The sequence below is a fragment of the Citricoccus sp. SGAir0253 genome (assembly GCF_005877055.1).
GTDB lineage: Bacteria > Actinomycetota > Actinomycetes > Actinomycetales > Micrococcaceae > Citricoccus.
On sequence record NZ_CP039424.1, the window covers coordinates 998,112 to 1,022,564 of the forward strand.

Here is a 24,453-nt window from a genome sequence, read left to right on the forward strand (position 1 = left end):
CTCACCCGACGGAGTGGTGGCCGCCCAGGTGACGCGCCAGGGCCTCGGCCATGGGTTGGCCCGTGACCTCCTCGTAGGCGCTGTAGGCGGGGCTCGGGTTGACCTCGAAGCAGACGACCCGGCCATCCTCCGTGAAGCGCAGGTCGATGCCGGACATCTCCAGTCCCAGCCGCCGGGTCAGCGCCCTGCACTCGTCCTCGACCTGCTCCGGCAACACGACGGCGTGCATGTCCGCGCCGGGGCCGTATCGGTAGTCCGTGGCCTCGCTGTCCACCGCGGTGGCGAACACGCGGGGACCCACCACGTGGACCCGGACGTCGACCCCCGGCACCAGTTCCTGGAACTGGACGGGGCAGTTCTCCAGCAAGGGCAGCCGTGCGGTGTCGACCTCCGTGAACTCCGTGACGATCGAGCGCTCGCCGCTGATCGACTTGAAGATGATGCGGCCGTGCTCCTCCCGGAACGCATGGACCTGCTCGGGATCATTGGTGACCAGGGTGGCGGGGACCTCGAAGTGCTCGCGGATGATGAGGGCCTGGTAGGGCTTCGAGTTGTTGGAGTCATTGGCACTGGTCCGGTTGACCACGCGCGCCTCCGTGGACTCCAGCCACGCCTCGAGCGCGTGGTGCACGGACATGGCCTTCGCGAGGGACTCGGCGGACTCCCGGACGACGGGCAGTTCCGTCCACGACGTCAGCCGGGTGTAGACACCGGTGACCCGGTCCAGCGGGACCGGGGGATCGACCCGTACGAGGCCCCCGGCGTGGCCGCCTTCCCACCAGGTCGAGACGTCTGCCACGGCCAGTTCCCGCTGGTCCAGGAAGCGGTGGGGCACTCCCAGCCGGGCCAGCTGTCCCAGGACGGCGGCGACCGGTGGCTCGTGGGGCAGCCCGAGGACGAGCGCGAACCCGGTCATCGGGGATCGGCCTCCGTGCCGGCCAGCTCTGCGAGGGCGTCCAGCAGGGGCGTGCCCCCGGGGACCAGCGCCGGGAGGGGATCCGTCCCGACCAGCACTGGCTCGCCGTCCTCCAGGACGAAGGTCGCACCGAGCAGCGGTATGCCGACATGCCGTGCCAGGGACACCAGTCCGTGGCGGACCGATTCAGTGAGCACGTCCTCCGGGCCGAGGCACCGGCCCGCGATGCAGAGGACGGAGACGGCGTCGGGGGCGAGACCGGGGGCCGCAGCCGTCCCCGGTGCATCACTCCGCCACGGTCGGGAGGGGACCCCGTGGGCGGTGGCCACGGCCCGCCACGCCGCCGTGGGCAGGTCCGCGCCCGTGATCGAGGCGGCACGGGGCGGATTGAGGACCGGACACCGCAGGGAGCGCAGCCAGCCCGTGGCCGCCGCTCGCCACTCCTCGCCGACGAAGGCGGCATCTGCCTCCGTGGGGTGCCTGGCCGGCAGTGGCAGGTCCCGCCACCGGTTGACCACGAGGTCCCACGCCGCCGGGTCCATGACGCGGCCATCGCGCAGTTCCAGGCTCCACGTGGTGGTCGAGCTGGCCACCCTGTAGGACCACCGCGAGCCGAGGACCAGTTCGTCCGGGAGGAGCACCTCGACCACCAGTCCGCGGCGCCGCAGGGAGGTGGCGAGCCAGAGGACGTCCGTGTCCTCCGGCTCGCCCAGCACGCAGATCACCTGCCCCTCCCGTATCCGCGCCTCAACCGTGCCGGTGCAGGTCTTCGCGCCGCATCGACAAGGCCTGCCCCAAGGCGGCCACGTCCGGGTTCGGAGCCACCCCCGGATCCGGCTCGAACTGCAGCGCCGCGCCGGACAGGTCCGGGCGCAACTCCGGCCGGATGAAGGGGTCGCCGGGGATCTCGCGGATCTCCTTCGACTCCTTGGGACCCACTTCCTTGGGCGCGAGTTCCTTGGGGAGGCGTTCCTTCGACTCCTTCGGAAGGCGCTCCTTGAGCTCCTTGGGCAGCCGCTCCTTGAGTTCCTTCGGGAGCCGGTCCTTGAGCTCCTTGAACCGGACCTTCACGACGGGACGGCACTCCGGGTCGACCGTGTCGTAGAAGTAGTCCAGCGCCCGGTGGTCGACCAGGTCGGCCGGGCGGATCGACTCGGGGACCACGGTCCACGGAAGGACACCGAACGGCGTCGTGGAGCCGTTCCACGGCCACATCGAGTCCGTGAGGTTGTGCCCCAGCGGTCCCCCACTGAGGGGCAGGAAGGGCTGGAACCCCGCCGTGGCCGCATGCCGGGTGATCCACTCGGACCACAGTCGGTCCACATTGGCGTGGAGCAACCAGAAGACCGGGTCCCGGGGTGCGATCAACGGATTGCCCATGAAGCCGCCCACCCACACATGGGCGGCGCCGTGAGGCCCCTCCACGGATCGGAACGTGGTGTAGTCCGGGCTCGACATGCTGGTGCCGATCGTGCCGCCCGTCCCCGGGAAGCCGAAGACGTCGAACCGGTTCCGGACCAGGCCCCAGGAGGCGAAGGGCCCCGTGGTGACCGCGCCCGTGCCCGCCGCGCCGGGACCGCCCATGAAGTCGTCCCGCCAGACCAGGCTCTCCGTGCCGGCTGGATTGACGTTGGCCTGCGTCCAGTCCCAATAGGGGATGCTCACGCTGGGGTCGATCGCCTGGAGGTCGTCCTCGAACCGCCGGAGGAACTCGCGGTGCCACGGGAAGAACGCCGGGCCGCCATGACCGTGGCCCATCGCCCCCCGGTGTTGCTCCACGTAGTCGTCGTAGCCGCCATTGGACCGCAGCTGGTTCACGGCGTTGGTGAACGCCACGCGCTCCGCGATCGTCAGCCGTGACAGGTTCTTACGGCATCCCATGGCTACTGCTCCCCGTCCTCGTGGCCGTCTGCGCCGCCGTCGCCGTCATGGCCTCCGTGGCCTGGCGACCGCTCGACGACCCGCCCCGCCTCGTCCACGACCACGCGGCCCGGGGCGTCGAACATGTATCCGTAGTCCGCGAAGTGGCGGGCCAGTTCCTTCAGGTCCGGCGAGGCGAAGTACGCCTCGTCGCACATCCACATGCTCAGGCCCACACCATCCTCGGCGTGGTGATGGTGGCAGCGGAACTCTCGCCCGTCCACGGTCACGACCGCGTCGGGATGCTCCTCATGGATGGTGATCTTCTTGCCCATGTACGTGAATTCCACGTCGCTCATGGCGCCTTCTCCCAGGGAAAGGGTGGGGTCCGTCAGGGTCGTCCGCGAGGTGGCCGCACGAGGGCAGGGGTGGGGACGGGTAGCGGTCCCGGACCGTCCTGCCGTGGGTTCGGCCGTGGCCTACACGGTGGTATGCGCGAGTGCGCCTCTGGCAATGCACGGTGCCATGACCGTCCGTTTCGCCGCACGTGGGGCGCCCTCATCCCGTGGCCGCCGCAGGGGTAGCACCATGGTGGGATCCCACCTGCCGTGCGTCAAGGTGTCCCGTCCTGCCTGCGGCCCGGACGCCTCGGCCGCCACGGACGCCGCCGTGGCACGGTGGCTACCGCGGCATGGTCCGGCGCCTGGTCCGGCTGCTGGCTCCCCGCGAGGCGGCAGGCGTGAAGGGGCTCCGACGGGAGGCGGTCACGGGAGCCGACGCGCCGAGGGCCCGTGGGGCGCGCCCGAGGACTCCCCAGGCACCGCCCCGGGTGCCCCCGGATCACGTCCGTAGACTGGAGCGCGTGACTCCCGACCCCCGCCCCCTGCTCGCGATCGATGCCTCCGCGGCCGCCGGCGCCGCCGTCGTGCTCTCCGGGGAGGTCCTCGCGCGCTTCGCCTCCACCGAGACCAACACGCACGCGGAGGTGCTCGCCCCCGCCGTGCGCCAGGTGATGGCCGAGGCCGGCGTGGCGGCGGGCGACCTCGGCGGGGTGGTCGCCGGGGTGGGGCCCGGCCCGTTCACCGGGCTGCGCGCCGGGCTGGTCACCGCCCGCTCGCTCGCCTTCGCCTGGGGGCTGGAGGTGCACGGCGTGATGAGCCTGGACGCGATCGCGCACGCCGCCGCCGAGGACGCGTGGCGCCGCGGCGTGGACGAGTTCGTGGTGGCCACCGACGCCCGCCGCCGCGAGGTGTACTGGGCGCACTACTCCCACGTGGGTGGCCAGTTCCAGCGCCTGCACGGCCCCTTCGTCACCGCCCCGGCGGACGTCACCCCGCTGCCCGCCTACGGCGCGGGCGCCGGGATGTACGCGGACGTGCTCTCCGCCGTCCCGGAGTTCCGCACCACGGTGCCCGACGCCGGCGCCCTCGGCCTCGTGGGCGAGCTCGGCCTGCGCCGGGGCCGGGGCCTGCTGCCCGTGCAGCCGCTGTACCTGCGCGAGTCCGACGCCAAGGTGCCCGGCCCGCGCAAGCGGGCGGGGACCGGCCGGCGCTGAGGCCCGCGGCCGCCGTGCGTGGCGCGGCGCGGACCGCCGCGGACCCGCGTCACGTACACGACGGAGGGTGCTGTCCGCGGCGTGTCCCCACGCGGAGCGTGATCGTGACGGCGGTGAGGTGGGGCAGCGGGGTCGGGAGTCGGCGGGGCCTGCGTGCCGCCCTGCCGGCGGACCTATGATGACCGCACTCATCTAGGCGGGGCGATCCTCATGGGCGAGACGGTGCAGCAGGACAAGAGGTCCTCCGGGTTCTGGCACACGGTTCCCGGACTGATCACCGCCGTCGCCGCCCTGCTCACGGCGCTGGGCGGGTTCCTCGGCGTCCTCGTCCAGACGGGGGTGCTCCGGTTCGGCGGCGAGGACGGGTCCGGGACCGGTCCGTCCGGCGCCGCGGCGACCGGCGACGCCGAGCGGTCCGTGCGCCCCGGGGGCACGGCGCCCGCCGCGCCGGGACCCACCCCGCTGGCGGCCGACCCGGTGCCGTGGGAGCGGGCCACCGCAGACCTCGTGCGTCGGGACGGGACGACGACCAGGGTGAAGGCCCCCACCGTCGGGCTCTCCTGCGACACCGAGACGCTGACGTTCGAGAACGGCCAGCGCGTGGCCCTGGAGACGGTGCGCAGCATCCGCTTCGACGCCGTCTACCTGGACAGCGCGAGCGCGGACGGCGTGGTCACCCTGCTGGACGGCCGGGAGCTCACCGATCCGATCGACACGTGGAACTGCCCCGTCACGGGCCAGAACGAGCTGGGCAGCGTGCAGGTGGAGCTGGAGGACATCCGCCGCATCGACTTCCACCGCTGAGGTGCCGCGCGCAGGCCGCGCCGGCGCGCCACACTGGGAGGATGACTGGCCTCCCGCTCCCGCACCCCCTGACCGGCGCGCCGTTCCCCTCGCCCGTGCCGCCGGGCACCGGCTGGCCCGAGGACCCCGCCACCTCCGCGACGCCGGCCGCCGCCTCCGCCGAGGACGTCCGGTCCCTGGCCGGCACCGCCGGGTCGCTCGCCGAGGTGAACGCGCGCGTCAGCGTGTGCCGGGCGTGCCCGCGGCTGGTCGACTGGCGCGAGTCCGTGGCCGTGCAGAAGCGGCGGGCGTGGGCGGACGAACCCTACTGGGGGCGGCCGGTCCCGTCCTACGGGGACCCGTCGCCGCGCGTGCTCGTCGTCGGCCTGGCCCCCGCCGCCCACGGCGGCAACCGCACCGGGCGCATGTTCACCGGCGACCGCTCGGGGGACTGGCTCTTCGCGGCGCTGCACCGGGCCGGCTACGCCGCCCGGCCGACGTCGACCGCCGCCGGCGACGGCCAGCGCCTGGTGGGCCTGCGGATGGTGGCGCCCGTGCACTGCGCCCCGCCGGACAACAAGCCGACGCCCGCCGAGCGGGCGACGTGCGGCCACTGGCTCGACCGCGAGCTGCAGCTGGCCACCACGGTGGAGTCCGTCCTGGTGCTCGGCTCCATCGGCTGGCAGTCCCTCCACGCCGCCGCGGCCCGCCTCGGCTGGTCCGTGCCCCGGCCGCGCGTGCGGTTCGGCCACGGCGCGCAGACGGTGTTCACCGTGCCCGACGGCGGCCGGCGGGTCCGCGTGGTCGGCTGCTACCACGTGTCCCAGCAGAACACCTTCACGGGGCGGCTCACCGAGGCGATGCTGGACGAGGTCATCGGGCTGCTCTGAGGGGCGGGCGGGGGACGGGGCAAGTGATCGGCGTCACGTCAAGTGGCCAATCGTCCAATACCGTTCCGACCTGCGGGAACCTATCCTTTCGACCGGATGCCGCCCCGGGATGGGCGGTGCCGATCCGTGATCGCGATCCCTTGGAGGGGAATCACCATGACCGAGAACCTGACCACGACCACTGACCGCCCCGCCGTCCGCCGCCGCACCCGCCGGGCGCTGGCCGCCGTCGCCATCTCCGGCGCCCTGCTGGTGCCGACCGCCGCCGTCACCATCGCCGCCCCGTTCCACGCCAACGGCAACGCCGCGGCGCAGGCCCAGGGCGCCGGCCAGGCCAAGGGCAAGGCCCAGGAGCAGTCCTTCACCGAGTGCGTGGAGTCCGTGAACCCGTCCGGCAACGGCGAGCTGACCCCGGCCGTCATCATGAAGGGCGCCCGCTGCGTCGCCGCCGTCGGCGACATCAGCCCCGAGGCCCTGACCGTGGAGAAGGCCACCGACCTGGTCTCCGGCGGCCTGGCCGCGGTGGAGACCGCCGGCTTCGACCGCTCCGAGATCCCGGGCCTGCTGGACCGCGTGAGCGAGTCCGAGGTGCTGCAGCGCTTCGTGGGCGAGGACAAGCTCGCCATCGTGGAACTGGCCGCCGACTCCGAGATCCTCGCCCTGTACGCTGCGGGCGAAATCGACCGTGACGAGGCCGCCGCGCTCATCGCCGAGGCCTACGTGACCCGGGGTGCCGACGCCGGCGAGTGACCCTCCGCGCAGGACCGCCCGTCGGTCCCCGTCCTGCCACGTCAGGACGCCCCACGCGCCTCGGCCCGGGTGACCCCGTCACCCGGGCCGAGGCGCATCCGGGACCGGTGCGGATGGAGCGCTGACGCGGTGCCGGCGGCGGTGGTCGCCTCCGGGATCCGGACGGTCCGCCCGCGGAGGCCGATACCCTGAGGTGCATCGCGACCGGCGGGGCCGTGTCCTATCGTGGGCCACCGGTGGACGCCCGGCCCGGGTGCTGCCGGACCGTAGCCGTCGAACCCCTGGAGGATGAACGCATGGTCGCCCACACGAATCGCCGACGTCTCGCCGCAGCCCTCACCGCGGCCGCCGCATCCAGCGCCCTGGTGCTCTCCGGAGCAGGCGCCGCCACCGCCGCCCCGGCGTCCTCCGAGACGGCCTCCGAGTGCCTCGGCGCCTCCTTCCCCGGGACCTCCGGCCGCACCACCCCCGCCGCCGTGGACGAGTGGCTCGGCTGCATGGGCCTGACCGACGGCAGCGCCTACGCCGACCCGGGCATCACGCGCGGCGAGGCGGCCGAGATCGTCCACGCCGCCGTGGGCGCGGGGGACTCCGGCTCCGCGGCCGTCTTCGGCGACGTCCCCGCCGGCGCCTCCGGCTTCGACGCCGTCAACTGGCTCGGGACCTCCGGCGTGGCCCACGGCTACGCGGACGGCGAGTTCAAGCCCGAGCGCTCCATCACGCGCGACGAGCTGGCCATCTTCCTCGTCGGCGCCGCGCTCGTGGCCGGCCCGGACGCGGGCGGCGGCACGGGCGGCGGGTCCGCCGGGGGCGCGGAGTCCGACGGCGAGGCGACCGGCGACGGGACCGAGCCGGCGTCGGGCGCGGGGCGGCAGGAGTCCGCCGCGGGCGCCTACGAGGAGCGCGCCCGGGAACTGCTGGCCGCCTACGGCTGCTCGGACGCCGCGCTCGAGGTGGTGGAGACCTTCGAGGACCCCGCCGCCACCGGGATGACCACCATGGCCCCCGGCCGGCCGGCCACCGTCCAGGTCGCCGCCGGGCTGCCGGGCGACTCCCTGCGCCACACCATGGCCCACGAGTGCATGCACGTGCAGCAGCACGCCGTGTCCGGCTACGACCTCGCCGCCGGGCGCGAGATGCTCGAGGACTGGTACTCCGAGGAGTACACGAGCTCGTGGGGCCGCGTCTCGGTCTACGAGCAGAACGCCGAGTGCGCGCTGCAGACCCTGGGCTTCACGCGGGCCGACTCCAGCTACGACGTGCGGTGCGACGAGGCCGGCCTGGAGGCCGGCGCCGCCATCGCCGCCGGCCGGGCCCCGGGCAAGGCCGCGGCCGCGGGCTGATGGGCGGCCCGGGCCGCGGGCTACCATGGCCGCACCACCGCCGTTGCGTCACGGAAGGAGCACGATCATGAGCACCACCGGATCCGGGCAGGGCCGCGGGGACGTCCCCGGGCCGATCGAGGCCAACGAGGCCGACCTCGCCGAGCAGCAGACCGCCGCCGCGCTCGAGGACGGACAGGAGACCATCGGGGCCTCCGGGCCCGAGGACCCGGCGCTGGAGAAGGAGCCGGACGAGTGGGTCAGCGGTGACGACCCGATGACCCCGGCCCAGCGCTCCTACCTGGACACCCTCGCCCGGGCCGCGGGGGAGGAACTGCCCGCCAACCTGACGAAGGCCGAGGCCTCCGTGCACATCGACCGGCTGAAGCGCCACCAGGAGCAGTAGGGCGCCACGGTCCGCACGCCCGCGGTACGCACCACGGCCACCGTCCGAGCGATCGGACGGTGGCCGTGGTCGTGTCCGGGGTCCTGCGCCGGGGGACGGGACTACCGCTGCGCCGCCAGGGGCGCGCCGAGGTCCTGTGCGGCGTCCACGCGCCCACCCCGGGGCGCCTCGTAGAAGGCCTCCTCCGCCTCGACGGTGACGCCCCGGTTCCGCTGCGCCCTGCTGACGAGGGCCACGAGGAAGGGTGCGATGAACGCGGTGGTGACCACGGCCGCGGCGACCTGTGCCGTGGCCACGTCCTGGACGGCGAGGAAGCCGGGGTCCACGGCGGCGACGGCGGCCGGGGTGGCGATGGCGTTGCCGGCCGTCGAGGCCTCTGCTGCACCGGAGACCACGTTCCGGGCCGGCTTCGGATGACGACGGAGGACGTGCCACAGGTACAGCAGGCCGATGGCCGCTCCGCCGGAGAGGACGACGGTCGCCAGCCCCAGGACGATGCCGATGGCACCGGAGGTGAACAGCACGCCGAAGTCGATGCCGGAGCCGAGGGCGAACGCCGCGAACGGGATGATGAGCTTCTCGCCCGGCGCCAGGAACTCGCGCATCAGGGCGCTCGCGTTGCCCAGGACGAACCCGAGGATCATCGGCAGCACGGCCGCCAGTAGCGCCAGGAGGGGCAGGTCGGCCAGCCCGGCGGCGCCCAGGGCGATGAGGGTGAGGAACGGGCCGTCGTTGATGGACAGGACCGAGATCGCACCGCGGTCCGTCTTGTTCCCGAACTGGCCCATCAGGGCCACGTAGAGGGACCCGTTCGAGTTGGACATCGCGGCGATGATCGCGATCGGCACGAGGCCCCAGAGCGTGCCCTCCGGGGTCAGGAAGGCGACGGCCAGCCCGACCAGCACGGCGGCGGCGTACTTCCCGATGAGCAGCGCCAGGCCCTTCTCCAGCGAGGGCAGGGCACTCTTGACGTTGATCTGGGCACCGATGCACAGGAAGAACAGCCCGATCAGGACCGGTGCTCCCTCGCTGAACAGGGCGGTGGTGAAGCTGCCGATCTCCAGTACCGCGGGGGCGAAGGTGTTGATGACGGCGCCCAGGAAGAGGGGAACCACCATCAGTGCGCCGGGGAGCCGGCCCATGAAGCGCAACATCGAGTCCATGTGCAAGTGCCTGTCGTCAGGGGACTCCGCGGCGGGAGTCCGAGATGGAGGGGGAGCCAGGGGCGCCGGGGCGCCGCGCTGGCGAGTCGGGGGTGACGCACGTCACCGGACCAGTCCAGCAGCCCTGGCGAACGCACGGAAATATCCGTGGGGACTCCTTTCGGAGGGAGGGGATATGAGCGCGGCCGCCACCCCGCACTGGCGCCCGTCGTTCCGCAGGGCGGAACATGGTCCCGTGGTGTGGATCACTTTGGGGGAGCGCCCTAGCGTTCGGGGAGACCCACATCACACCACCCTTGGAGTTCCCATGGACATCCTGCGCGAGATCCACCGATCTCGAATGACCCGCTTCCAGGTGATGGCCGTCACCGTCGCCCTCGTCATGATCCTGCTGGACGGGTTCGACGTCGCCGCCATGGCCTACGCCGCCCCCGCCCTGAGCGCCGAGTGGGGCGTCGAGCCCGTCATGCTGGGCTACCTGCTCAGCGCCAGCCTGTTCGGCATGGCCGCCGGCTCGATCCTCCTCACCCCGCTCGCCGACCTCATCGGCCGCCGCTGGCTCGCCGTCGGCGCCATGTTCGTCATCACCCTCGGGATGGCCCTCTCCGCCCTCGCCCCGGACGAGACCTGGCTGCTCGTGTGCCGCCTGCTGACCGGGCTCGGCGTGGGCGGGATGATGGCCAACCTCAACGTCCTCGTCTCCGAGTACGCCTCGGACGCCCGCCGCGGCTCGATCATCGGCATCTACGCCGCCGGCTACCCGATCGGCGCGACGATCGGCGGCGTGGTCGCCGGGCCCCTCATCGACGCCCTCGGCTGGCACTCCCTGTTCTGGGCCGGCGCCCTGCTCAGCGGCCTCATGTTCCTCGTCGCCCTGGCCCTCCTGCCCGAGTCCCTCGACTTCCTCATCGCCCGTCGCCCGGCCGGGGCCCTCGAGAAGGCCAACCGCATCCTCGTCCGGATGCACCGCGAGCCCCTGGCCGCGCTGCCCGAGGCCCCGGCCGCCGAGCGGTCCTCCTCCGGCATCGGTGAGATCTTCCGCGGCGCCGTGCGGACGCGCACCTTCATGCTGTGGATCGGCTACGCCTGCCTCGTGGCCGCCTACTACTTCGCCAACACATGGACCCCGCAGATCATCGCCCAGGCCTCCGGGGACAAGGCCCTCGGCATCCAGACCGGCACCCTCGCCAACCTCGGCGGCATCATCGGCTGCTTCCTCTTCAGCGGCCTGGCCCTGCGCTTCCGCTCCCAGCGGCTGCTCTTCGGCGCCCTGGCCGGAGCGGCCGGCGCCTACGTCCTGTTCGGCACCGTGTTCTCCGTGGTCCCCGTGGCCATGGGCACCGCCGTGCTGCTCGGCGTGCTGACCACCGCGGGCATCGCCGGCTTCTACGCCGTGGCCCCCGGCGTCTACACGGCCACGGCCCGGGCCACCGGCATCGGCTGGATGATCGGCATCGGCCGGCTCGTGTCCATCGCCGCCCCGATCCTGGTGGGCTACCTCGTCGACGGCGGTTGGGCCCCCGAGACGATCTTCCACCTGTTCGCCCTGCCGCTGCTGCTCGCCGCCGCGTGCGTGGCCGTCCTGGCCCTGTCCCTGCGCCGGGAGGCAGCGGCCCGCCACACCGTCCCGGCCACCCCTGCCACCGCCTCCGCCTGACCCCCGACCCCGTAACCCGAAGGACACGCCATGACCCTCACCACCGCCCCCGGCACCCTGCTCCGGCCCGCCCTGCCCCGCGACGCGTGGACGACCACCCGGATGGGCCGGTTCCTCGAGGAGGTCGAGGCCCGCCACGGCGTGCGCTTCGAGACCTACGAGGACGCCTGGGCGTGGTCCGTGGAGCACCTCGAGGACTTCTGGGGCCACGTCTGGGAGCACTTCGAGGTCATCTCCCACGCCCCGCACACCGCCGTGCTCGCCGACCGCACCATGCCCGGCGCCCAGTGGTTCCGGGGCGCGCGGCTGAACTACGCCGAGCACGTCCTGCGCCGGCTCCGCGAGCGCGCCGACGACGTCATGGTCACCTCGCGCAGCCAGACCACCGGCGCGGTCGAGTGGACCGGGGCGCGGCTGGAGGAGGAGATCGCGCGCATCCAGGCCGGGCTCGTGGCCCGCGGCATCGGCGCGGGGGACCGGGTGGCCGGCTACCTGCCCAACATCCCCGAGACGCTGGCCGCCTACCTGGCGACGACGGCGCTCGGCGCGATCTGGTGCGCCGTGCCCCCGGAGATGGGCCCGCAGTCCGTGCTGGACCGCATCACCCAGCTCGAGCCGGCGCTGCTCATCGCGATCGACGGCTACCGCTACGGGAAGCGCGAGCTCTCCCGCGCCGACGACCTCGCCCGCATCCGGCAGTTCCTGCCCGGCACGCGGACGGTCCTGCTGCCCTACCTCGACCCCGAGGCACCGGCGCCCGAGGGCGCCGAGACGTGGGCCACGTTCACCGGCCGGGACGGCGCGTCCGGTGCGGCGGCAGGGGAGGGGCCCGACGGCGGCCCGGCGGCCGGGCGCGGGACGGGCCCGGCCGGCGTCGGGAGCGTGCCGGAGGTGCACGTGGAGCCGGTGCCGTTCGACCACCCGCTGATCGTGCTGTTCTCCTCCGGGACCACCGGCCGGCCCAAGGCGATCGTCCACGGGCACGGCGGGATCCTGCTCGAGCACCTCAAGGCCCACGGGCTGCACTACGACATGAGCGAGCGGGACAACGCCTTCTGGTTCTCCACCACCGGCTGGATGGTGTGGGCCATGGGCATGTCCTCCCTGCTGCTGGGGGCCTCCGTGGTGCTCATGGACGGGGACCCCAACTGGCCCTCGGCGGACGGGGAGTGGTCGCAGTGGGCGGTAATGGCCGAGACGCGGTCCACGTACATGGGCACCGGCTCGGCGTACCTGGCCGCGTGCGCGCACGCCGGGATGCGCCCGCGGGAGCAGTGGGACCTGTCCCGGCTGCGGGAGGTCCAGTGCTCGGGCTCGCCGCTGGCCGCGGACGTGGCCGGCTGGGTCATGGACGCGGTCAACCCGGAGCTGCTGCTGGCTCCCACGTCCGGCGGCACCGACATCTGCGCCGCCTTCGTGGGCGCCAGCCCGCTGACCCCCGTGTGGGCCGGGGAGATGTCCTGCCGGCCGCTCGGCGTGGCCGTGGAGTCCTGGGACCCCGAGGGGAAGCCGCTGCACGGCGAGGCCGGCGAGCTCGTGTGCACGCAGCCGATGCCGTCCATGCCGGTGTGCTTCTGGGGCGACCCGGAGGGCGAGCGGTACCGGGACAGCTACTTCGGCGCCTACCCGGGCGTGTGGCGCCACGGCGACTGGCTCGTGCACACCGAGCGGGGCAGCTGGGTCATCACGGGCCGCTCGGACGCGACCCTGAACCGCGGGGGCGTGCGCCTGGGCACCGCCGAGTTCTACGCCGTGCTCGACGCCCTGCCGCAGGTGGCCGACACCATGGTGCTGCACTTCGAGGACGCCGGCGGGATGGGCAAGCTCGTGCTGCTCGTGGACGCCGCCGAGGGGGCGGACGAGGCCGCGCTGGAGCGGACGATCCGCACCACGCTGCGCACCGAGCTCTCCCCGCGGCACGTGCCCGACCACGTGGTGTTCGTGGACTCGATCCCGCGCAACCCCACCGGCAAACGGCTGGAGATCCCGCTCAAGCGGATCATCCAGGGCGCCGTGCGCGGGGAGGTCATGGACCCGGGGGTCGTGGCGCGGCCCGAGCAGGTGGACGCGACCGTCGCGCGGGTGCAGCGGGTGCTGGCCGAGGGCTGACGCGGCCTGGCGGGGTGCGGGGGCGGTGGGGCCGGGGCCGCGCTGCGGCGCCGTCCCCGCACGGCCGAAGCGCTCGGTCGAGTCGTTCTGCCGAGCCGCTCAGCCGAGCCGCTCGGCGTACCGCTGCTCGAGCAGGCCCGCGGCCGCCTGCAGGACCTCGACGTGCCGGGGCACGTCGGTGCGGGCGAAGCGGACGCTGGGGGTCGCCGTCGTGAGCCCGGCCAGCGGCCGGCCGAGCGCGTCCACGACCGCCACGCCCACGCCGATCACGCCCTGCTCGGTCTCCTCCAGGCTGGTGGCGTAGCCGTCCTGGCGCACGCGCGTCATCCGGCGCTTGAGCGCGGGGAGGGAGCGGATGGGGGAGGTGGGCCACGCGGGCAGTCCCGCGCGGTACAGCTCCTCCAGCTGCTCGTTGTTCAGACGGGACAGCAGGGCCTTGCCGCCGGCCGAGGAGAACGCCGGGACGGTGTCCCCGTGGCGCATGGCGATCCGCAGGCCGTGCCCGGACTCGATCCCGTCCACGAACAGGATGGCGCCGCCGCGCAGCACCATCAGCTGCACGGTCTCGCCGGTCTCGGCGTGGGCGTGCTCGAGGGCGGGGCGGGCGGCGTCGCGCAGGGCGGCGAGGGCGGGCGAGCGCACGGGAGCGGTCCAGAACGCCGGACCCACCCGGTAGCGGCGCAGGTGGTCCTGGCGGGCGAAGTCGCGGTGCAGCAGCGCGGTGAGCAGCCGGTGCGCCGTGGAGGGGGCCACGCCCAGGTGGGCCGCGGCCTCGGAGACGGACACCGAGCCCTGGTTGCGCATCATGGTCAGCAGCACGAGGGCGCGGTCCACCGACTCGATGGGGGAGGACGCGGTGGGCATGGACCACAGGGTAGCCGGGCCGGCGCGGGGGAGGCGGGCGCCGCCGTCGGGCTCAGTCCGCGAGCGGGAACACGGCCACCGACCGGTGCCGCGGCCGGTGCCCGTGGCCCTGCAGGTGGGACTCCACGAGGTGCACCTCGTCCACGGTCCACAGGGGCGGCGAGAACCTCTCCAGCACGCGGATCCACCGCGTGGCGTTCTCGCCGCGGGGCGGGCGGGCGACGGTCAGGTGCGGGGCGAACGCCTTGCCGTCCGGGGCGACGCCGGCCCGGTTGGCCGCCCCGCGCACGCGCCGGGAGAGCCGGGCGAGGTCCTCGGCCCCGTCCTCCACGTCGAGCCACAGCACCGCCGGCCGGTCCGGGTGGGGGAACGCCCCCGCGCCGTGGATCCCGCACACGAAGCCGCGCACCGGGGCGCAGGCCTCGGCGAGCAGGTCCTGCAGCGGCTCCACGGCATGCTCCGGCACCGAGGGCAGGAACGCCAGGGTCACGTGGAGCTGCTCCGGGTCCGACCAGCGCATCCCCGGCCGGGCGGCGAGGAACTCGGCGAGCTCCTCGCGGACCGACTCGGGCGGGTACACGGCGACGAACATGCGCGATCCCATGCACGCCAGCGTAGGCCGCGCGGGCGGTGCCCGGCAGGGCCGCGGCGTGGGGTGCGGAGGGGGGCCTACGCCGCTTGGGTCACGTACACGCTCGAGGGGGCATGCAGCGGCGTGTCGCGACGCCGGTCGTGTACGTGACCACTCGCCGTGGGGAGGGGAGGGGCGCGTATGCCCCTGGGGTTACGTACACGCTCGAGGGGGCGTGCAGCGGCGTGTCGCGACGCCGGTCGTGTACGTGACGACTGTGGGAGGTGGCGGGAGGAGCGGCCCTCGAGGGAGGGCGACCCCTGCGAGGGGCGGGGCTGTGGACAACCGCCGCGCCGGTGTCGGGCAGTGCGGGATGCTGAGGCCCATGACGCCGAGGGAGTTCCCGGACCGGGACGTGCACCCCGCCAGCACGGTTTCGCTCCACGCCGCAGGGCCGCTGCACGCAGCGGGGCCGCTTCCCGGCGCGCTCGGCAGGAGCGTCTTCTCGGTGCGCGAGGCGCGGGCCGCAGGGATGACCGAGCACCAGCTGCGCGATGCCCGCCTGAGCTCGCCCACCCCGGGGATCAGGGCCTGGGACGGCGCGGACCGGCCCTGGCTGGAGTCGGTCCACGCCGTGTCCGCGCTGCCGGGGGACCACCACCTGAGCCACACGACGGCGGCGCGCCTGTGGGGTCTCTGGCTGCCACCCTGGCTCGACGCGGACTGGCCGGTGCACGTGACCGGGCGGCAGGGTGCGGCCGGTGCGCGACGCAGGCCCGGCATCGTGGGACACCGCGCGAAGCTCGATCCGGCCGAGGTGGTGGAGACGGGCGGACTGCGCCTGACGTCCCCCGAGCGGACGTGGCTGGACCTCGCCATCCGCGGGATGGACCACGACTCCCTCGTGGCGGCGGGCGACGCGCTCCTGCAGCGGGCGGACGGCCCGCCTCGTCCGCCCGGGGTCGTGGGGGCCAACCCGCTGTCCTCCCTCGCCGCGATCGACGCCGCACTCGGCCGCCGTCGCCGCACGAAGGGGATCACCGCCGCCCGGGAGGCGCGGGAGTGCCTGCGGGCCGGCGTCGACTCGGCGCCCGAGAGCAAGATCAGGATGATCATCGTGGCCGCCGGGCTGCCGGAACCGGTGGTCAACGACGTCGTGTGGCTCTCGCCCACGGTGCGCCGGCGGCCGGACCTGCACTACCCCCGCTGGAGGATCGCCATCCAGTACGACGGGCGGGTGCACGAGGCCGCGGGCCAGCTCGCCAGTGACATCCACCGGGACGACGACTTCTCCGTGCACGACTGGATCACCGTCCGGGCCGCCAGCGACATCTACACGGTCCCGGGCCGGGCGCGGTTCCTCGAACGCCTGCGCCGGGCGATCGCCCGCCAGGAGGGACGGGCCGCGGCGGCCTGACCCCACTCCCTGCAGTCACGGGAACGATCGATGGGCGATTCGTCGGCGTGTCCCGGCGTGCATCGTGTACGTGACAGGGGCAGGGGAGGACCGGGCTACGCCCCGCGGGCGCGGAGGACCATCTCCAGCTCGAAGCGGGTCGTGGGGTCGTCGAGCTCGCCGCCGAACAGCTCCCGCAGCCGGTTCAGCCGGTAGCCCACGGTCTGCGGGTGCACCCCGAGCTCCTCGGCCACGGGGCCGCGCTGGCCCCAGTGGGTCAGCCAGGACAGCAGGGTGGTCTCCATGACCTCCCGCTTGGCGTCGGTCAGCTCCGCCAGCGGCGCCAGCCGGCGGGAGGCCAGCTCCGCCATGACGGCGGGGTCGGCGCCGAGGATGACCCCTCCCAGGTGGTCGACGGCGAACACCGGCGCGCCGCCGCCGTCGGGACCCGCGGCGGACGGGTGCTGGGAGGCGACCAGCCGAGCCACCCGGTGCGAGTGCGGGAGCGCGGACAGGTCCGCCGCCGGGCCGACCACCGCGCCCGTGCCGGCGAACACCGCCTCGAGGCGCTCCCGCAGCCCGGCGCCCCGGTCCGCGCTGACCACGGCGGTGGCCTCCGACTCCCGCTCCACCACGAGCCCGGCCCCGCCCAGCCGGGTGCGCACCCTCGCCGCCGAGGCCACCGGGAGCACGGCCGCGGCCAGGCGCTCGGGCAGCCGCCAGTCCGCCGCGGCCGCCAGCCGGCGCAGCTCGGCGGGCTGCGCGTCGCCGCGCAGCAGGGCTGCCATCAGGTCGGAGCGGCGCAGTTCCAGGGCACCGGCCCGCAGGGTCTGCTCGAAGGCATAGGCCTGCACGCTGACGGCGGAGAGCTCGTCGATGTAGGCCAGGATCGACTCGCCGAGGTCCACCACCACGGACAGGCCCATGCCCTGCTCGGCGCACGCCTCGGACAGCCCGCGCAGCGTGATGCGCGCGCCCGTGCGGTAGGCGGCGAGCAGGGCGTCCATGCTCCGGCCCTGGCGGTACTCGCCGGCGCCGAGCGCGGCCACGAGCTCGCGCGACTCCTCGTTGAGCGCGGGGGCGTCCGTGCCCGGCAGGGACAGCAGCTGCTCGATCGCCCCGCGCACGCCGAGGTGGAGCACCTCGTTGAAGCGCTCCGAGCGGGTGATGGCGTAGGCGGGGATCTGGTCCGGGACGATCTCGATGATCTGCGCCGTCACGCGGTCCACGGCCGGGGCGAGCCGCTCGCCCAGGTCCGCCGGCAGGGACAGCCACGGCGGGTTCAGCCGCTGCGCGCCGGGGGTGTGCTCGGCGGCCGGCGCGGGCGGTCCGCCGGCGAGGGGATGGGACGACGGCGGCCCGTCCAGCCCGGTGGTCCGTCCCCTTGAGTTGTTCCCCTGTGATAGTTCCATGCCACCGATCGTACGCCGCGGATGCAGAAATCTATCGTGCTGTTCTATAGGCTGGAGCCCATGGCCGGAAAGTCCCTGATCACCCTGCTCGCCTCGGCACTGACCACCCCGCGGGCGCCGCAGGACTTCCTCGCGCTGCTGGACCCCGTCCACTCGGCGCGGCAGCTGCGCGGCGTCGTGACCCGGGTGGACCGCTCGGTGCCCGGCTCGGCGACCATCGCCTTCCGTCCCGGCCCGGGCTGGAGGGGACACCGGGCGGGGCAGTGGGCGCGCATCGGCGTGGACGTGGACGGGGTCCGGCAGTGGCGCTCCTACTCCCTGTCCGCCGCGGCCGGCGCCGACCCGGAGATCACCGTGACGGACATCGGCACCGTCTCCGGCACCCTGGTGCGGCACACCGAGCCGGGGGACGTGCTCTTCCTGGCCCGTCCCGAGGGTGACTTCACCCTGCCCGAGCACCCGCGGCCGCTGCTGATGCTCACCGCCGGCTCCGGGCTGACCCCCGTGATGTCCATGATCCGCACGCTCGTCCCGCGCCGGCCCGACGCGGACGTGGTGCTGGTCCACTCGGCGCGCACCCCCGAGACGTCCCTGTTCCGCGAGGAGCTGGCCGAGCTCGCCGACCAGTTCCCCGGACTGCGGGTCCACCACCACGCGAGCGCCGAGGAGGGCCGGCTGGACCTGACCGGCCCGGACGTGCTGGACCGGCTGTGCCCGGACTGGCGCGAGCGGGCGGCCTACGCGTGCGGCCCGTCCGGCTTCCTCGACGACGCCGAGGCGCTCTGGGCGGGCGAGTCCCGTGCCGGCGAGTTGACGATCGAGCGCTTCCGGGCGGACCTCGTGACCGGCGAGCCCGGCGCCGGCGGGCTCACCGTGTTCGAGGCCTCGGACGTGGAGGCGGACGCCCCCGGCGACGTGCCCCTGCTCGAGGTGGCCGAGGACGCCGGCATCCCCGCCCCGAGCGGGTGCCGCATGGGCATCTGCCACGCCTGCCTCGTGCCGCTGCGCTCCGGGCAGGTCACGGACCTGCGCACCGGCGAGGTCCACGGTGACCCCGGCCAGCTCATCCAGACGTGCGTCAGCGCGGCGGCCGGCCCCGTGAGCCTGGGCCTGTGAGCCGGGCACCCCGTCCCGCCGGGCGCCCTCCCGACGCTGGCCCCGGCACCTGACCCACCCCGCGCCGTCGGGCCCACCGGTCCGCGGACGCCCACCGATCCTCCCTCTCCCGACCCCTAGGAGAACCATGACCCTCACCGCAGACCGCCGGACCGCCGGACTGGCCCAGGCCGCCGGCCGCCTCACCTCCGGGAAGCGGCCGAACGCCGTCGCCGGCCCGGACACCGTCAGCTGGGTGCCCACCACCACGTCCGCGACCGTGCGGCCCGGGGCGCTCGCCGCGAGCGGCGCGCCCGCCGTCCGCCCGCCCGCGGCCGCGCACCTGTCCGATGAGCAGGTGGCCGAGCTCGGCCGCGAGCTCGACGCCGTGCGCGACGGCATCCTCGCGCAGCGCGGGGCCTCCGACGCCGCCTACATCCGCCGGGTCATCCGGCTGCAGCGCGGGCTCGAGGTCGCCGGCCGCGCGTGCCTGTTGAACAGCCGCAGCAAGACCTCCTGGGTGGCCGGCACCGCCATGCTCACGGTCGCCAAGATCGTGGAGAACATGGAGATCGGGCACAACGTGCTCCACGGCCAGTGGGACTGGATGCGGGACCCGGACATCCACTCGACCACGTGGGAGTGGGACTTCGTCACCCCGTCCAAGGCCTGGCAGAACACCCACAACGACCTGCACCACCGCTGGACCAACGTGATCGGCAAGGACCGGGACGTGGGCTACAACGTGCTACGCGTGGACGCCGACCAGCCGTGGGAGCCCAAGCACATCCTCAACCCCGTCATCAACGCGGGCCTGGCCCCGATCTTCGAGTGGGGCATCGCCCTGTACGACCTCGAGATCGACCGCGTGAAGGCCGGCGAGAAGTCCACGGCCGAGCTCATGCACGACCTCAAGGTGGTGGGCCTGAAGGCCGCGCGGCAGTTCGCCAAGGACTACGCCGCCACCCCGCTGGCCGCGCAGCTGGTCTCCGGCTCCGGCAAGCAGGCGCTGCTCGGCACCGTCGTGGCCAACGGGCTGCGCAACATCTGGGCGCACGCGGTGATCTTCTGCGGGCACTTCCCCGAGGGGGCGGAGACCTTCACCGAGGAGATGGTCGAGGGCGAGACGCGCGGTGACTGGTACGTGCGGCAGATGATCGGCTCGGCCAACATCTCCGGCTCGAGGCTGATGCACTTCATGACCGGCAACCTCTCCCACCAGGTGGAGCACCACCTCTTCCCGGACCTTCCCTCCAACCGGTACGCCGAGGTGGCCGTGCAGGTCCGGGAGATCTGCGAACGCTACGGCCTGCCGTACAACACCGGCCCGTTGCACCGGCAGATCGGCTCCACGTGGGGCAAGATCTTCCGCCTGGCGCTGCCGAACGGGAAGTAGGCGGGCCAGGGCGCCAGGGCCGAGGGGAGGGGCCGGGGCCCCGACCCCTCCCGAGGGTCACGTACACGACGGGCGGTGGCCCGTGCGGCGTGTCGCCCCGCGCGTCGTGTACGTGACGGTGGGGGGTGGGGTCGGTGGACAGGTCACGCGGCGGGCGCCCGTTCGTAGAATGGCGCGCATGCTGCTGCCGCCCGATCCCGTCCTGCCCGACGGCTACGTCCTGCGCCCCATGACGGACGAGGACCTGCCCGCCGTGCACGCCCTCGAGACCCGGTTGTTCCCGCACGACGCCTGGCCGCTGCAGTTCTTCGAGGAGGAGCTGTCCCAGGCCGGGCCGCAGGACCACGGCCGGACGCGGGACTACCGGGTCGTCGCGGCGGCCGGGGCGCCGGGCGCCGGCGGGGACGACGGCGGCCTGGTCGGGTACTGCGGGCTGATGTGCGTCCCGCCGCTGGCCGACGTCCAGACCATCGCCGTGGTGCCCGAGGCGGAGGGGCGCGGGCTGGGCACGGCCATGCTCCAGTGGATGGTGGCCGAGGCCGCCCGGCGCGGGGCGCGCGACGTGCTGCTCGAGGTGCGGGCCGACAACCAGCGGGCCCAGCAGCTCTACCTGCGCCACGGCTTCGAGCACATCCACACGCGCGCCGGCTACTACCCGGGCGGCCACGGCCACCCACCGGTGGACGCGCTCATCATGCGCCGGCGCATCACCGTCTGACACCCTCCCAACGGAGCGAGGACTGGTGGCCGGAGGGGGAATCCGGCCGCCAGTCCTCGCGTCTCGAGACGGTCACACGGGGCAGGCGGTGGGCGAAAGCTTGGTCTCGTGGCTCCTGCGTCCCCGATGTGATCCAGTCAACGCCCGGACCCTCAAGAGGTTCGCCGGTTTCGGCCGATTGTTTGCTCAAGGTTGGCCGAAGGTCGCGGGCGGACATCTTGAGTCAAAGTTGGGCGTATGCACGTCTCCTTCCACGGGCGCCCGGGCGATCATGGAGACATGACCACTGCGCCGGTCCTCGACACCGATGCACTGGACCGATTGGGGGCTCAGCTGGATGACCCGGCGGTCCTGAGTGCCTTCATCCGCCGCTACGCGGCCATGCTCGACCACCGCGTCGAGCGGCTCCGCCACGCCCTGAGCCACCGGGACCGGGACGACTGGCTGGACGCCGTGCTGTCCCTCAAGAGCTCCTCGGCCATGGTGGGGGCCGTGGGCCTGTCCGAGCTGGCCGGGGCCCTGATGTCCAGCGTGGCCCCGGCCTCGGCCGCACCGGCGCGGTGGCCCGAGGCCTCCTGCCTCGAGGAGATCGTCGCCCGGCTGCGGCGGCTCGCCGTGGAGACCGCGCAGCAGCTGCGGCTGTTCCTGGAGCGCCGGTTGGGCCAGGCCTCCGCAGACCGCTGACGCGCCGCCGGCCCGCCGCCTATGCGCCCGGGCGCGCCGAGTCCGTGGCCCTGTAGCCGATGCCGCGGACGGTCTCGATCCAGCGCGGCTCCCGCGGATCGTCCTTGAGCTTGCGCCGCAGGTTGCCCACATGCACCTCCACGGTCCGGGCGTCCGCCTCGGAGACGAAGGTGCCGGCGTCCGCGGACTCGCCGCGCAGGATGCGGGAGAGCTCGGTCTTGGACCGCACCACCCGGCCGCTGCGCAGCAGCGTCTCCAGCAGCGTGAACTCGGTGGGCGTCAGGGCCACCTCCCGGCCCGCGGCCGAGACGTGGTGCACCTGCGGGGAGAGCACCAGCCCGTCCAGGTGCAGCCGCTCCTCGACCGAGGTCCGGACCGTCCCGCCGTGGGCCCCGGCCGGGGACCCGTTCGACCCTGCAGCGGGGGCGCCGAAGCCGCCCGCGCCACCGGCCGATCCGTTCGTGCTCCCGCGCGGTGCGGCGGGAGGCGCGGGCGCCGTGGGCGCGGGGTCGCCGTCCGGGCAGGGGGCGCCGGGCACCGGATCGTGCGGGGCCGGCTCGCCGCCCGGCGCGGAGCGCGGGCGCCGCAGCATGGCCTCGATCCGGGCACGCAGCTCACGGGGCCGGAACGGCTTGGTCAGGTAGTCGTCGGCGCCGGCGTCGAGGCCCATCAGGGTGTCGATCTCCTCGCCGCGGGCGGTCAGCATGACCACGTAGGCGTCGGTGAGCCGGCGGACCCGGCGGGTGACCTCGTAGCCGTCGATGTCCGGCAGGCCCAGGTCGATCGTGACGATCACCGGGTCGGAGTGCTCGACCGCCTCGACGCCCTCGGCGCCGCTGGAGGCCGCATGGACCTCGAAGCCCGACTGGCCCAGCAGGGCCACGAGCAGCTCGCGGATGTCCTCGTCGTCCTCGACGACCACGGCCACGCGCCGATCCTCCACTGTGGAACCCCCCGTGCTGACTGTGATCCAAGGCTATCGTGATGATCGACAGCATAGAGGCCTCCCAGCGCCAGAACGGAGCGGTGACATGCCCGGACGTTCGCAGGTCCCCCTCCCGGACGGCGCGGGGCCCGTGGCCCCCGGCCCCGAGTCCATCCTGGACCGGCTCCCGGACCCCCCGCAGGGCCCGACGGCGGCCCCCGGCGACTCGGTGCCGGGCGGGGGCGAGGTCTACTTCGGGGCGCTGTCCCTGCGGCTGCGCGTCGTGCTCTCCCAGTTGCCGCTGACGCTGTCCGTCATGGTCGTGGCACTCTTCCTGCTCGTCCTCCCCACGGAGGTGGGACGGATCGACTCCCATGCACTGTCCCTCGGCCTCGGCGGGGTGCTGGGGCTGACCGCGCTGGCAGCCGCCGTGCCCTGGGACCGGCTGCCCACCGTGGCCTACTGGTCGATCCCGCTGCTGGACTTCGTGGCGATCGCCCCGATCTGGTCCTCGGCCCGGCACGACCTGGACGGGATGTCCATGCTCTGCGCCTTCCCGGTCTTCTGGCTGGCCTGGAGCGGCGTCTACCCCTGTGCCGGGATCGGCCTCGGCGTGCTCGGCAGCGCCGCGGTCACGTGGTGGCCCTACCTGACGAATCTCGACCAGCTCACCACGGGCGAGGTCTTCCGCCCCACCCTGGTCCCCCTGTTCATGCTCGCGCTCGGCGTCGCCGCGAGCATCCTGTCCCGCAGCATGGACCGGCAGCGCGACGAGCTCGAGGAGTCGCTGGCGGAGATCCGGCAGCAGAACCGGCGCCTCGCCGCGGTCCTGGACGCCACCGACGTCGGGATCCTCGTCACGGACCGGCGGGGCCGGGGGCTGCTGATGAACGCCGCCCAGCGGCGCCAGCACCTCATCGGCCAGCCGCCGGGACGGCACGACGCCCCCGAGCGGGACCTGCTGGCCTTCGAGGCGGACGGGCGGACGCCCATCCCCGTCACGGAGCGGCCGGTCTACCGTGCGGTGCACGGGGAGAGCTTCTCCGGCCGGCTCGTGGCCCTGGGCCCCGTGGGCAACCAGCAGTTCCTGTCCATCTCCGCGCAGGCCATGCGGGACGAGCGCGGCGCGTTCGACGGCACCGTGGTCGTGTTCCACAACGTCACCGACCTGCTCGACGCCGTCCGCTCGCGCGAGCGGTTCATGGCCAACGTGACCCACGAGTTCCGCACGCCGCTGACCTCGATCATCGGCTTCCTGGACCTGGCGATCGAGGACGAGCAGGACGCCCGGCTGGCCGGCTACCTCGCCACCTGCCTGCGCAACGCCGAGCGGCTGCTGGACCTCGTGAACACCCTGCTGGAGAGCGCCTCGGGGGACACGTCGATCACGCCGGAGGACACCGACCTCGTGCCGCTCGTGGCGCACAGCGTGGACTCCGCGCAGGTGCGCGCCGCACACGCCGGCGTCGCCCTCGAGGCGCGGCTGCCCGAGTCGCTGCACGCACGGGCCGACCGGGCGCGGATGAGCCAGGTGGCGGACAACCTCGTCTCCAACGCGCTGAAGTACACCGAGGCCGGGGGCTCCGTGACGGTCACGCTGCGCGAGGTGGGGGACCGGGCCGAGCTCGAGGTCGCGGACACCGGGATCGGGATGACCCCGGAGGAGCTGGAGCAGGTGTTCCGGGACTTCTACCGCAGCGAGTACGTCCGGCGCGCGGCCATCCCCGGGACCGGGCTGGGGCTGGCGCTCACCCGCAGCTTCGTGCGCGGCCACGAGGGCGAGATCACCGTCCGGTCGGAGGCGGGCGTCGGCTCCGTGTTCACGGCGTGGATCCCGCTGGCCGGTCCGGGCGGCGGGGCCCGGGAGGACGGCGGCGCCGAGGGGCGGCCCCGCCCCGCCGACGAGGGCCGGCGCGGCGCCTGACGGGGGCGGTCGCTCGCCCCGGATGCCGGTCCCGCTCGGTCGCCGGTCCCGCTCGGG

General features: G+C 74.1%; 23 protein-coding genes. 14 read left to right on the forward strand and 9 right to left on the reverse strand.

Features of this window, described 5'->3' with window-relative positions; genetic code table 11:
• Position 1: 1 nt before the first annotated feature.
• Genes E7744_RS04600 through E7744_RS04615 form a run of 4 tightly spaced genes read right to left on the reverse strand, consistent with a single transcriptional unit; the run spans position 2 to position 3,135 of the window.
• A complete protein-coding gene (locus E7744_RS04600) occupies positions 2–916 on the reverse strand; it encodes a RimK family alpha-L-glutamate ligase (protein WP_137773116.1) in 915 nt (304 codons plus the stop codon).
• Positions 913–1,641, reverse strand: a complete 729-nt coding sequence (locus tag E7744_RS04605; protein ID WP_137773117.1) for a hypothetical protein — start codon at positions 1,639–1,641, stop codon at positions 913–915. Before E7744_RS04605 ends, E7744_RS04600 begins: the two co-directional genes overlap by 4 nt.
• Before the next feature lie 22 nt (positions 1,642–1,663).
• Entirely contained in the window at positions 1,664–2,797 is a 1,134-nt protein-coding gene (locus E7744_RS04610) for a tyrosinase family protein (RefSeq protein WP_137773118.1), read from the reverse strand.
• 2 nt (positions 2,798–2,799) lie between these two features.
• On the reverse strand, positions 2,800–3,135 hold the full coding sequence (locus tag E7744_RS04615) for a hypothetical protein (RefSeq protein WP_137773119.1): 336 nt from the start codon (positions 3,133–3,135) through the stop codon (positions 2,800–2,802).
• 503 nt (positions 3,136–3,638) lie between these two features.
• On the opposite strand from E7744_RS04615, the gene tsaB reads away from it, so the two are divergent.
• The 6 genes from tsaB to E7744_RS04645 all read left to right on the forward strand — a co-directional run bounded on the left by tsaB (position 3,639) and on the right by E7744_RS04645 (position 8,482).
• Positions 3,639–4,331, forward strand: a complete 693-nt coding sequence (gene tsaB, locus E7744_RS04620) for a tRNA (adenosine(37)-N6)-threonylcarbamoyltransferase complex dimerization subunit type 1 TsaB (protein ID WP_246858544.1) — start codon at positions 3,639–3,641, stop codon at positions 4,329–4,331.
• Positions 4,332–4,541: 210 nt separating this feature from the next.
• Entirely contained in the window at positions 4,542–5,135 is a 594-nt protein-coding gene (locus E7744_RS04625; protein WP_137773120.1) for a hypothetical protein, read from the forward strand.
• 41 nt (positions 5,136–5,176) lie between these two features.
• Entirely contained in the window at positions 5,177–6,004 is an 828-nt protein-coding gene (locus tag E7744_RS04630) for a uracil-DNA glycosylase (protein WP_137773121.1), read from the forward strand.
• A 156-nt stretch (positions 6,005–6,160) separates the two neighbouring features.
• Complete coding sequence (locus E7744_RS04635) at positions 6,161–6,754, forward strand: hypothetical protein (RefSeq protein WP_137773122.1); 594 nt, start codon at positions 6,161–6,163, stop codon at positions 6,752–6,754.
• A 296-nt stretch (positions 6,755–7,050) separates the two neighbouring features.
• The gene (locus tag E7744_RS04640; protein ID WP_137773123.1) at positions 7,051–8,097 is read left to right on the forward strand and encodes an S-layer homology domain-containing protein; all 1,047 of its coding nucleotides are present in this window, start codon (positions 7,051–7,053) and stop codon (positions 8,095–8,097) included.
• A 67-nt stretch (positions 8,098–8,164) separates the two neighbouring features.
• Positions 8,165–8,482 (forward strand): DUF3072 domain-containing protein, encoded by a 318-nt coding sequence (locus tag E7744_RS04645; protein ID WP_137773124.1) that lies wholly within the window; start codon positions 8,165–8,167, stop codon positions 8,480–8,482.
• A gap of 101 nt (positions 8,483–8,583) precedes the next feature.
• On the opposite strand, the gene E7744_RS04650 is transcribed toward E7744_RS04645, so the two are convergent.
• Positions 8,584–9,645 carry a 2-keto-3-deoxygluconate permease gene (locus E7744_RS04650; RefSeq protein WP_137773125.1) on the reverse strand — a complete coding sequence of 354 codons (1,062 nt, stop codon included), beginning with the start codon at positions 9,643–9,645 and terminating at the stop codon, positions 8,584–8,586.
• Positions 9,646–9,952: 307 nt separating this feature from the next.
• Here E7744_RS04650 and E7744_RS04655 point away from each other — a divergent pair, with 307 nt between their 5' ends.
• Complete coding sequence (locus E7744_RS04655; RefSeq protein WP_137773126.1) at positions 9,953–11,302, forward strand: MFS transporter; 1,350 nt, start codon at positions 9,953–9,955, stop codon at positions 11,300–11,302.
• A 30-nt stretch (positions 11,303–11,332) separates the two neighbouring features.
• Positions 11,333–13,411, forward strand: a complete 2,079-nt coding sequence (locus tag E7744_RS04660) for an acetoacetate--CoA ligase (protein ID WP_137773127.1) — start codon at positions 11,333–11,335, stop codon at positions 13,409–13,411.
• A 99-nt stretch (positions 13,412–13,510) separates the two neighbouring features.
• Here E7744_RS04660 and E7744_RS04665 read toward each other — a convergent pair whose 3' ends face one another.
• Both E7744_RS04665 and thpR read right to left on the reverse strand, forming a co-directional pair.
• Positions 13,511–14,275: an IclR family transcriptional regulator gene (locus E7744_RS04665; RefSeq protein WP_137773128.1), complete on the reverse strand. Its 765-nt coding sequence runs from the start codon at positions 14,273–14,275 to the stop codon at positions 13,511–13,513.
• 52 nt (positions 14,276–14,327) lie between these two features.
• Complete coding sequence (thpR, locus tag E7744_RS04670; protein ID WP_137773129.1) at positions 14,328–14,879, reverse strand: RNA 2',3'-cyclic phosphodiesterase; 552 nt, start codon at positions 14,877–14,879, stop codon at positions 14,328–14,330.
• A gap of 352 nt (positions 14,880–15,231) precedes the next feature.
• On the opposite strand from thpR, the gene E7744_RS04675 reads away from it, so the two are divergent.
• A complete protein-coding gene (locus E7744_RS04675; protein WP_137773130.1) occupies positions 15,232–16,263 on the forward strand; it encodes a hypothetical protein in 1,032 nt (343 codons plus the stop codon).
• Positions 16,264–16,358: 95 nt separating this feature from the next.
• On the opposite strand, the gene E7744_RS04680 is transcribed toward E7744_RS04675, so the two are convergent.
• On the reverse strand, positions 16,359–17,654 hold the full coding sequence (locus E7744_RS04680) for a CdaR family transcriptional regulator (protein ID WP_137773131.1): 1,296 nt from the start codon (positions 17,652–17,654) through the stop codon (positions 16,359–16,361).
• Between the two features lie 60 nt (positions 17,655–17,714).
• Between E7744_RS04680 and E7744_RS04685 the strand changes: the two genes are divergently transcribed.
• The 4 genes from E7744_RS04685 to E7744_RS04700 all read left to right on the forward strand — a co-directional run bounded on the left by E7744_RS04685 (position 17,715) and on the right by E7744_RS04700 (position 21,547).
• Positions 17,715–18,770 (forward strand): ferredoxin reductase, encoded by a 1,056-nt coding sequence (locus tag E7744_RS04685; RefSeq protein WP_137773132.1) that lies wholly within the window; start codon positions 17,715–17,717, stop codon positions 18,768–18,770.
• 127 nt (positions 18,771–18,897) lie between these two features.
• On the forward strand, positions 18,898–20,145 hold the full coding sequence (locus E7744_RS04690; protein WP_137773133.1) for an acyl-CoA desaturase: 1,248 nt from the start codon (positions 18,898–18,900) through the stop codon (positions 20,143–20,145).
• 178 nt (positions 20,146–20,323) lie between these two features.
• Positions 20,324–20,863 (forward strand): GNAT family N-acetyltransferase, encoded by a 540-nt coding sequence (locus E7744_RS04695; protein WP_137773134.1) that lies wholly within the window; start codon positions 20,324–20,326, stop codon positions 20,861–20,863.
• Positions 20,864–21,142: 279 nt separating this feature from the next.
• Complete coding sequence (locus E7744_RS04700; RefSeq protein WP_246858545.1) at positions 21,143–21,547, forward strand: Hpt domain-containing protein; 405 nt, start codon at positions 21,143–21,145, stop codon at positions 21,545–21,547.
• Between the two features lie 19 nt (positions 21,548–21,566).
• Here the strand turns inward: E7744_RS04700 and E7744_RS04705 are convergent, their stop codons facing one another.
• Positions 21,567–22,490, reverse strand: coding sequence for a response regulator transcription factor (locus tag E7744_RS04705; RefSeq protein WP_137773136.1), 924 nt, complete (start codon positions 22,488–22,490; stop codon positions 21,567–21,569).
• An 88-nt stretch (positions 22,491–22,578) separates the two neighbouring features.
• On the opposite strand from E7744_RS04705, the gene E7744_RS04710 reads away from it, so the two are divergent.
• Positions 22,579–24,396 (forward strand): cell wall metabolism sensor histidine kinase WalK, encoded by a 1,818-nt coding sequence (locus E7744_RS04710; RefSeq protein WP_137773137.1) that lies wholly within the window; start codon positions 22,579–22,581, stop codon positions 24,394–24,396.
• Positions 24,397–24,453 lie beyond the last annotated feature (57 nt).

Coding starts and splice junctions, on each gene's coding strand:
- E7744_RS04675 (WP_137773130.1), top strand. CDS start 15,232: ATGACGCCGAGGGAGTTCCCGGACCGGGACGTGCACCCCGCCAGCACG.
- E7744_RS04640 (WP_137773123.1), top strand. CDS start 7,051: ATGGTCGCCCACACGAATCGCCGACGTCTCGCCGCAGCCCTCACCGCG.
- E7744_RS04635 (WP_137773122.1), top strand. CDS start 6,161: ATGACCGAGAACCTGACCACGACCACTGACCGCCCCGCCGTCCGCCGC.
- E7744_RS04700 (WP_246858545.1), top strand. CDS start 21,143: ATGACCACTGCGCCGGTCCTCGACACCGATGCACTGGACCGATTGGGG.
- E7744_RS04645 (WP_137773124.1), top strand. CDS start 8,165: ATGAGCACCACCGGATCCGGGCAGGGCCGCGGGGACGTCCCCGGGCCG.
- E7744_RS04615 (WP_137773119.1), bottom strand. CDS start 3,135: ATGAGCGACGTGGAATTCACGTACATGGGCAAGAAGATCACCATCCAT.
- thpR (WP_137773129.1), bottom strand. CDS start 14,879: ATGGGATCGCGCATGTTCGTCGCCGTGTACCCGCCCGAGTCGGTCCGC.
- E7744_RS04660 (WP_137773127.1), top strand. CDS start 11,333: ATGACCCTCACCACCGCCCCCGGCACCCTGCTCCGGCCCGCCCTGCCC.
- E7744_RS04680 (WP_137773131.1), bottom strand. CDS start 17,654: ATGGAACTATCACAGGGGAACAACTCAAGGGGACGGACCACCGGGCTG.
- E7744_RS04655 (WP_137773126.1), top strand. CDS start 9,953: ATGGACATCCTGCGCGAGATCCACCGATCTCGAATGACCCGCTTCCAG.
- E7744_RS04625 (WP_137773120.1), top strand. CDS start 4,542: ATGGGCGAGACGGTGCAGCAGGACAAGAGGTCCTCCGGGTTCTGGCAC.
- E7744_RS04650 (WP_137773125.1), bottom strand. CDS start 9,645: ATGGACTCGATGTTGCGCTTCATGGGCCGGCTCCCCGGCGCACTGATG.
- E7744_RS04685 (WP_137773132.1), top strand. CDS start 17,715: ATGGCCGGAAAGTCCCTGATCACCCTGCTCGCCTCGGCACTGACCACC.
- E7744_RS04630 (WP_137773121.1), top strand. CDS start 5,177: ATGACTGGCCTCCCGCTCCCGCACCCCCTGACCGGCGCGCCGTTCCCC.
- E7744_RS04695 (WP_137773134.1), top strand. CDS start 20,324: ATGCTGCTGCCGCCCGATCCCGTCCTGCCCGACGGCTACGTCCTGCGC.
- E7744_RS04600 (WP_137773116.1), bottom strand. CDS start 916: ATGACCGGGTTCGCGCTCGTCCTCGGGCTGCCCCACGAGCCACCGGTC.
- E7744_RS04665 (WP_137773128.1), bottom strand. CDS start 14,275: ATGCCCACCGCGTCCTCCCCCATCGAGTCGGTGGACCGCGCCCTCGTG.
- E7744_RS04690 (WP_137773133.1), top strand. CDS start 18,898: ATGACCCTCACCGCAGACCGCCGGACCGCCGGACTGGCCCAGGCCGCC.
- E7744_RS04710 (WP_137773137.1), top strand. CDS start 22,579: ATGCCCGGACGTTCGCAGGTCCCCCTCCCGGACGGCGCGGGGCCCGTG.
- E7744_RS04610 (WP_137773118.1), bottom strand. CDS start 2,797: ATGGGATGCCGTAAGAACCTGTCACGGCTGACGATCGCGGAGCGCGTG.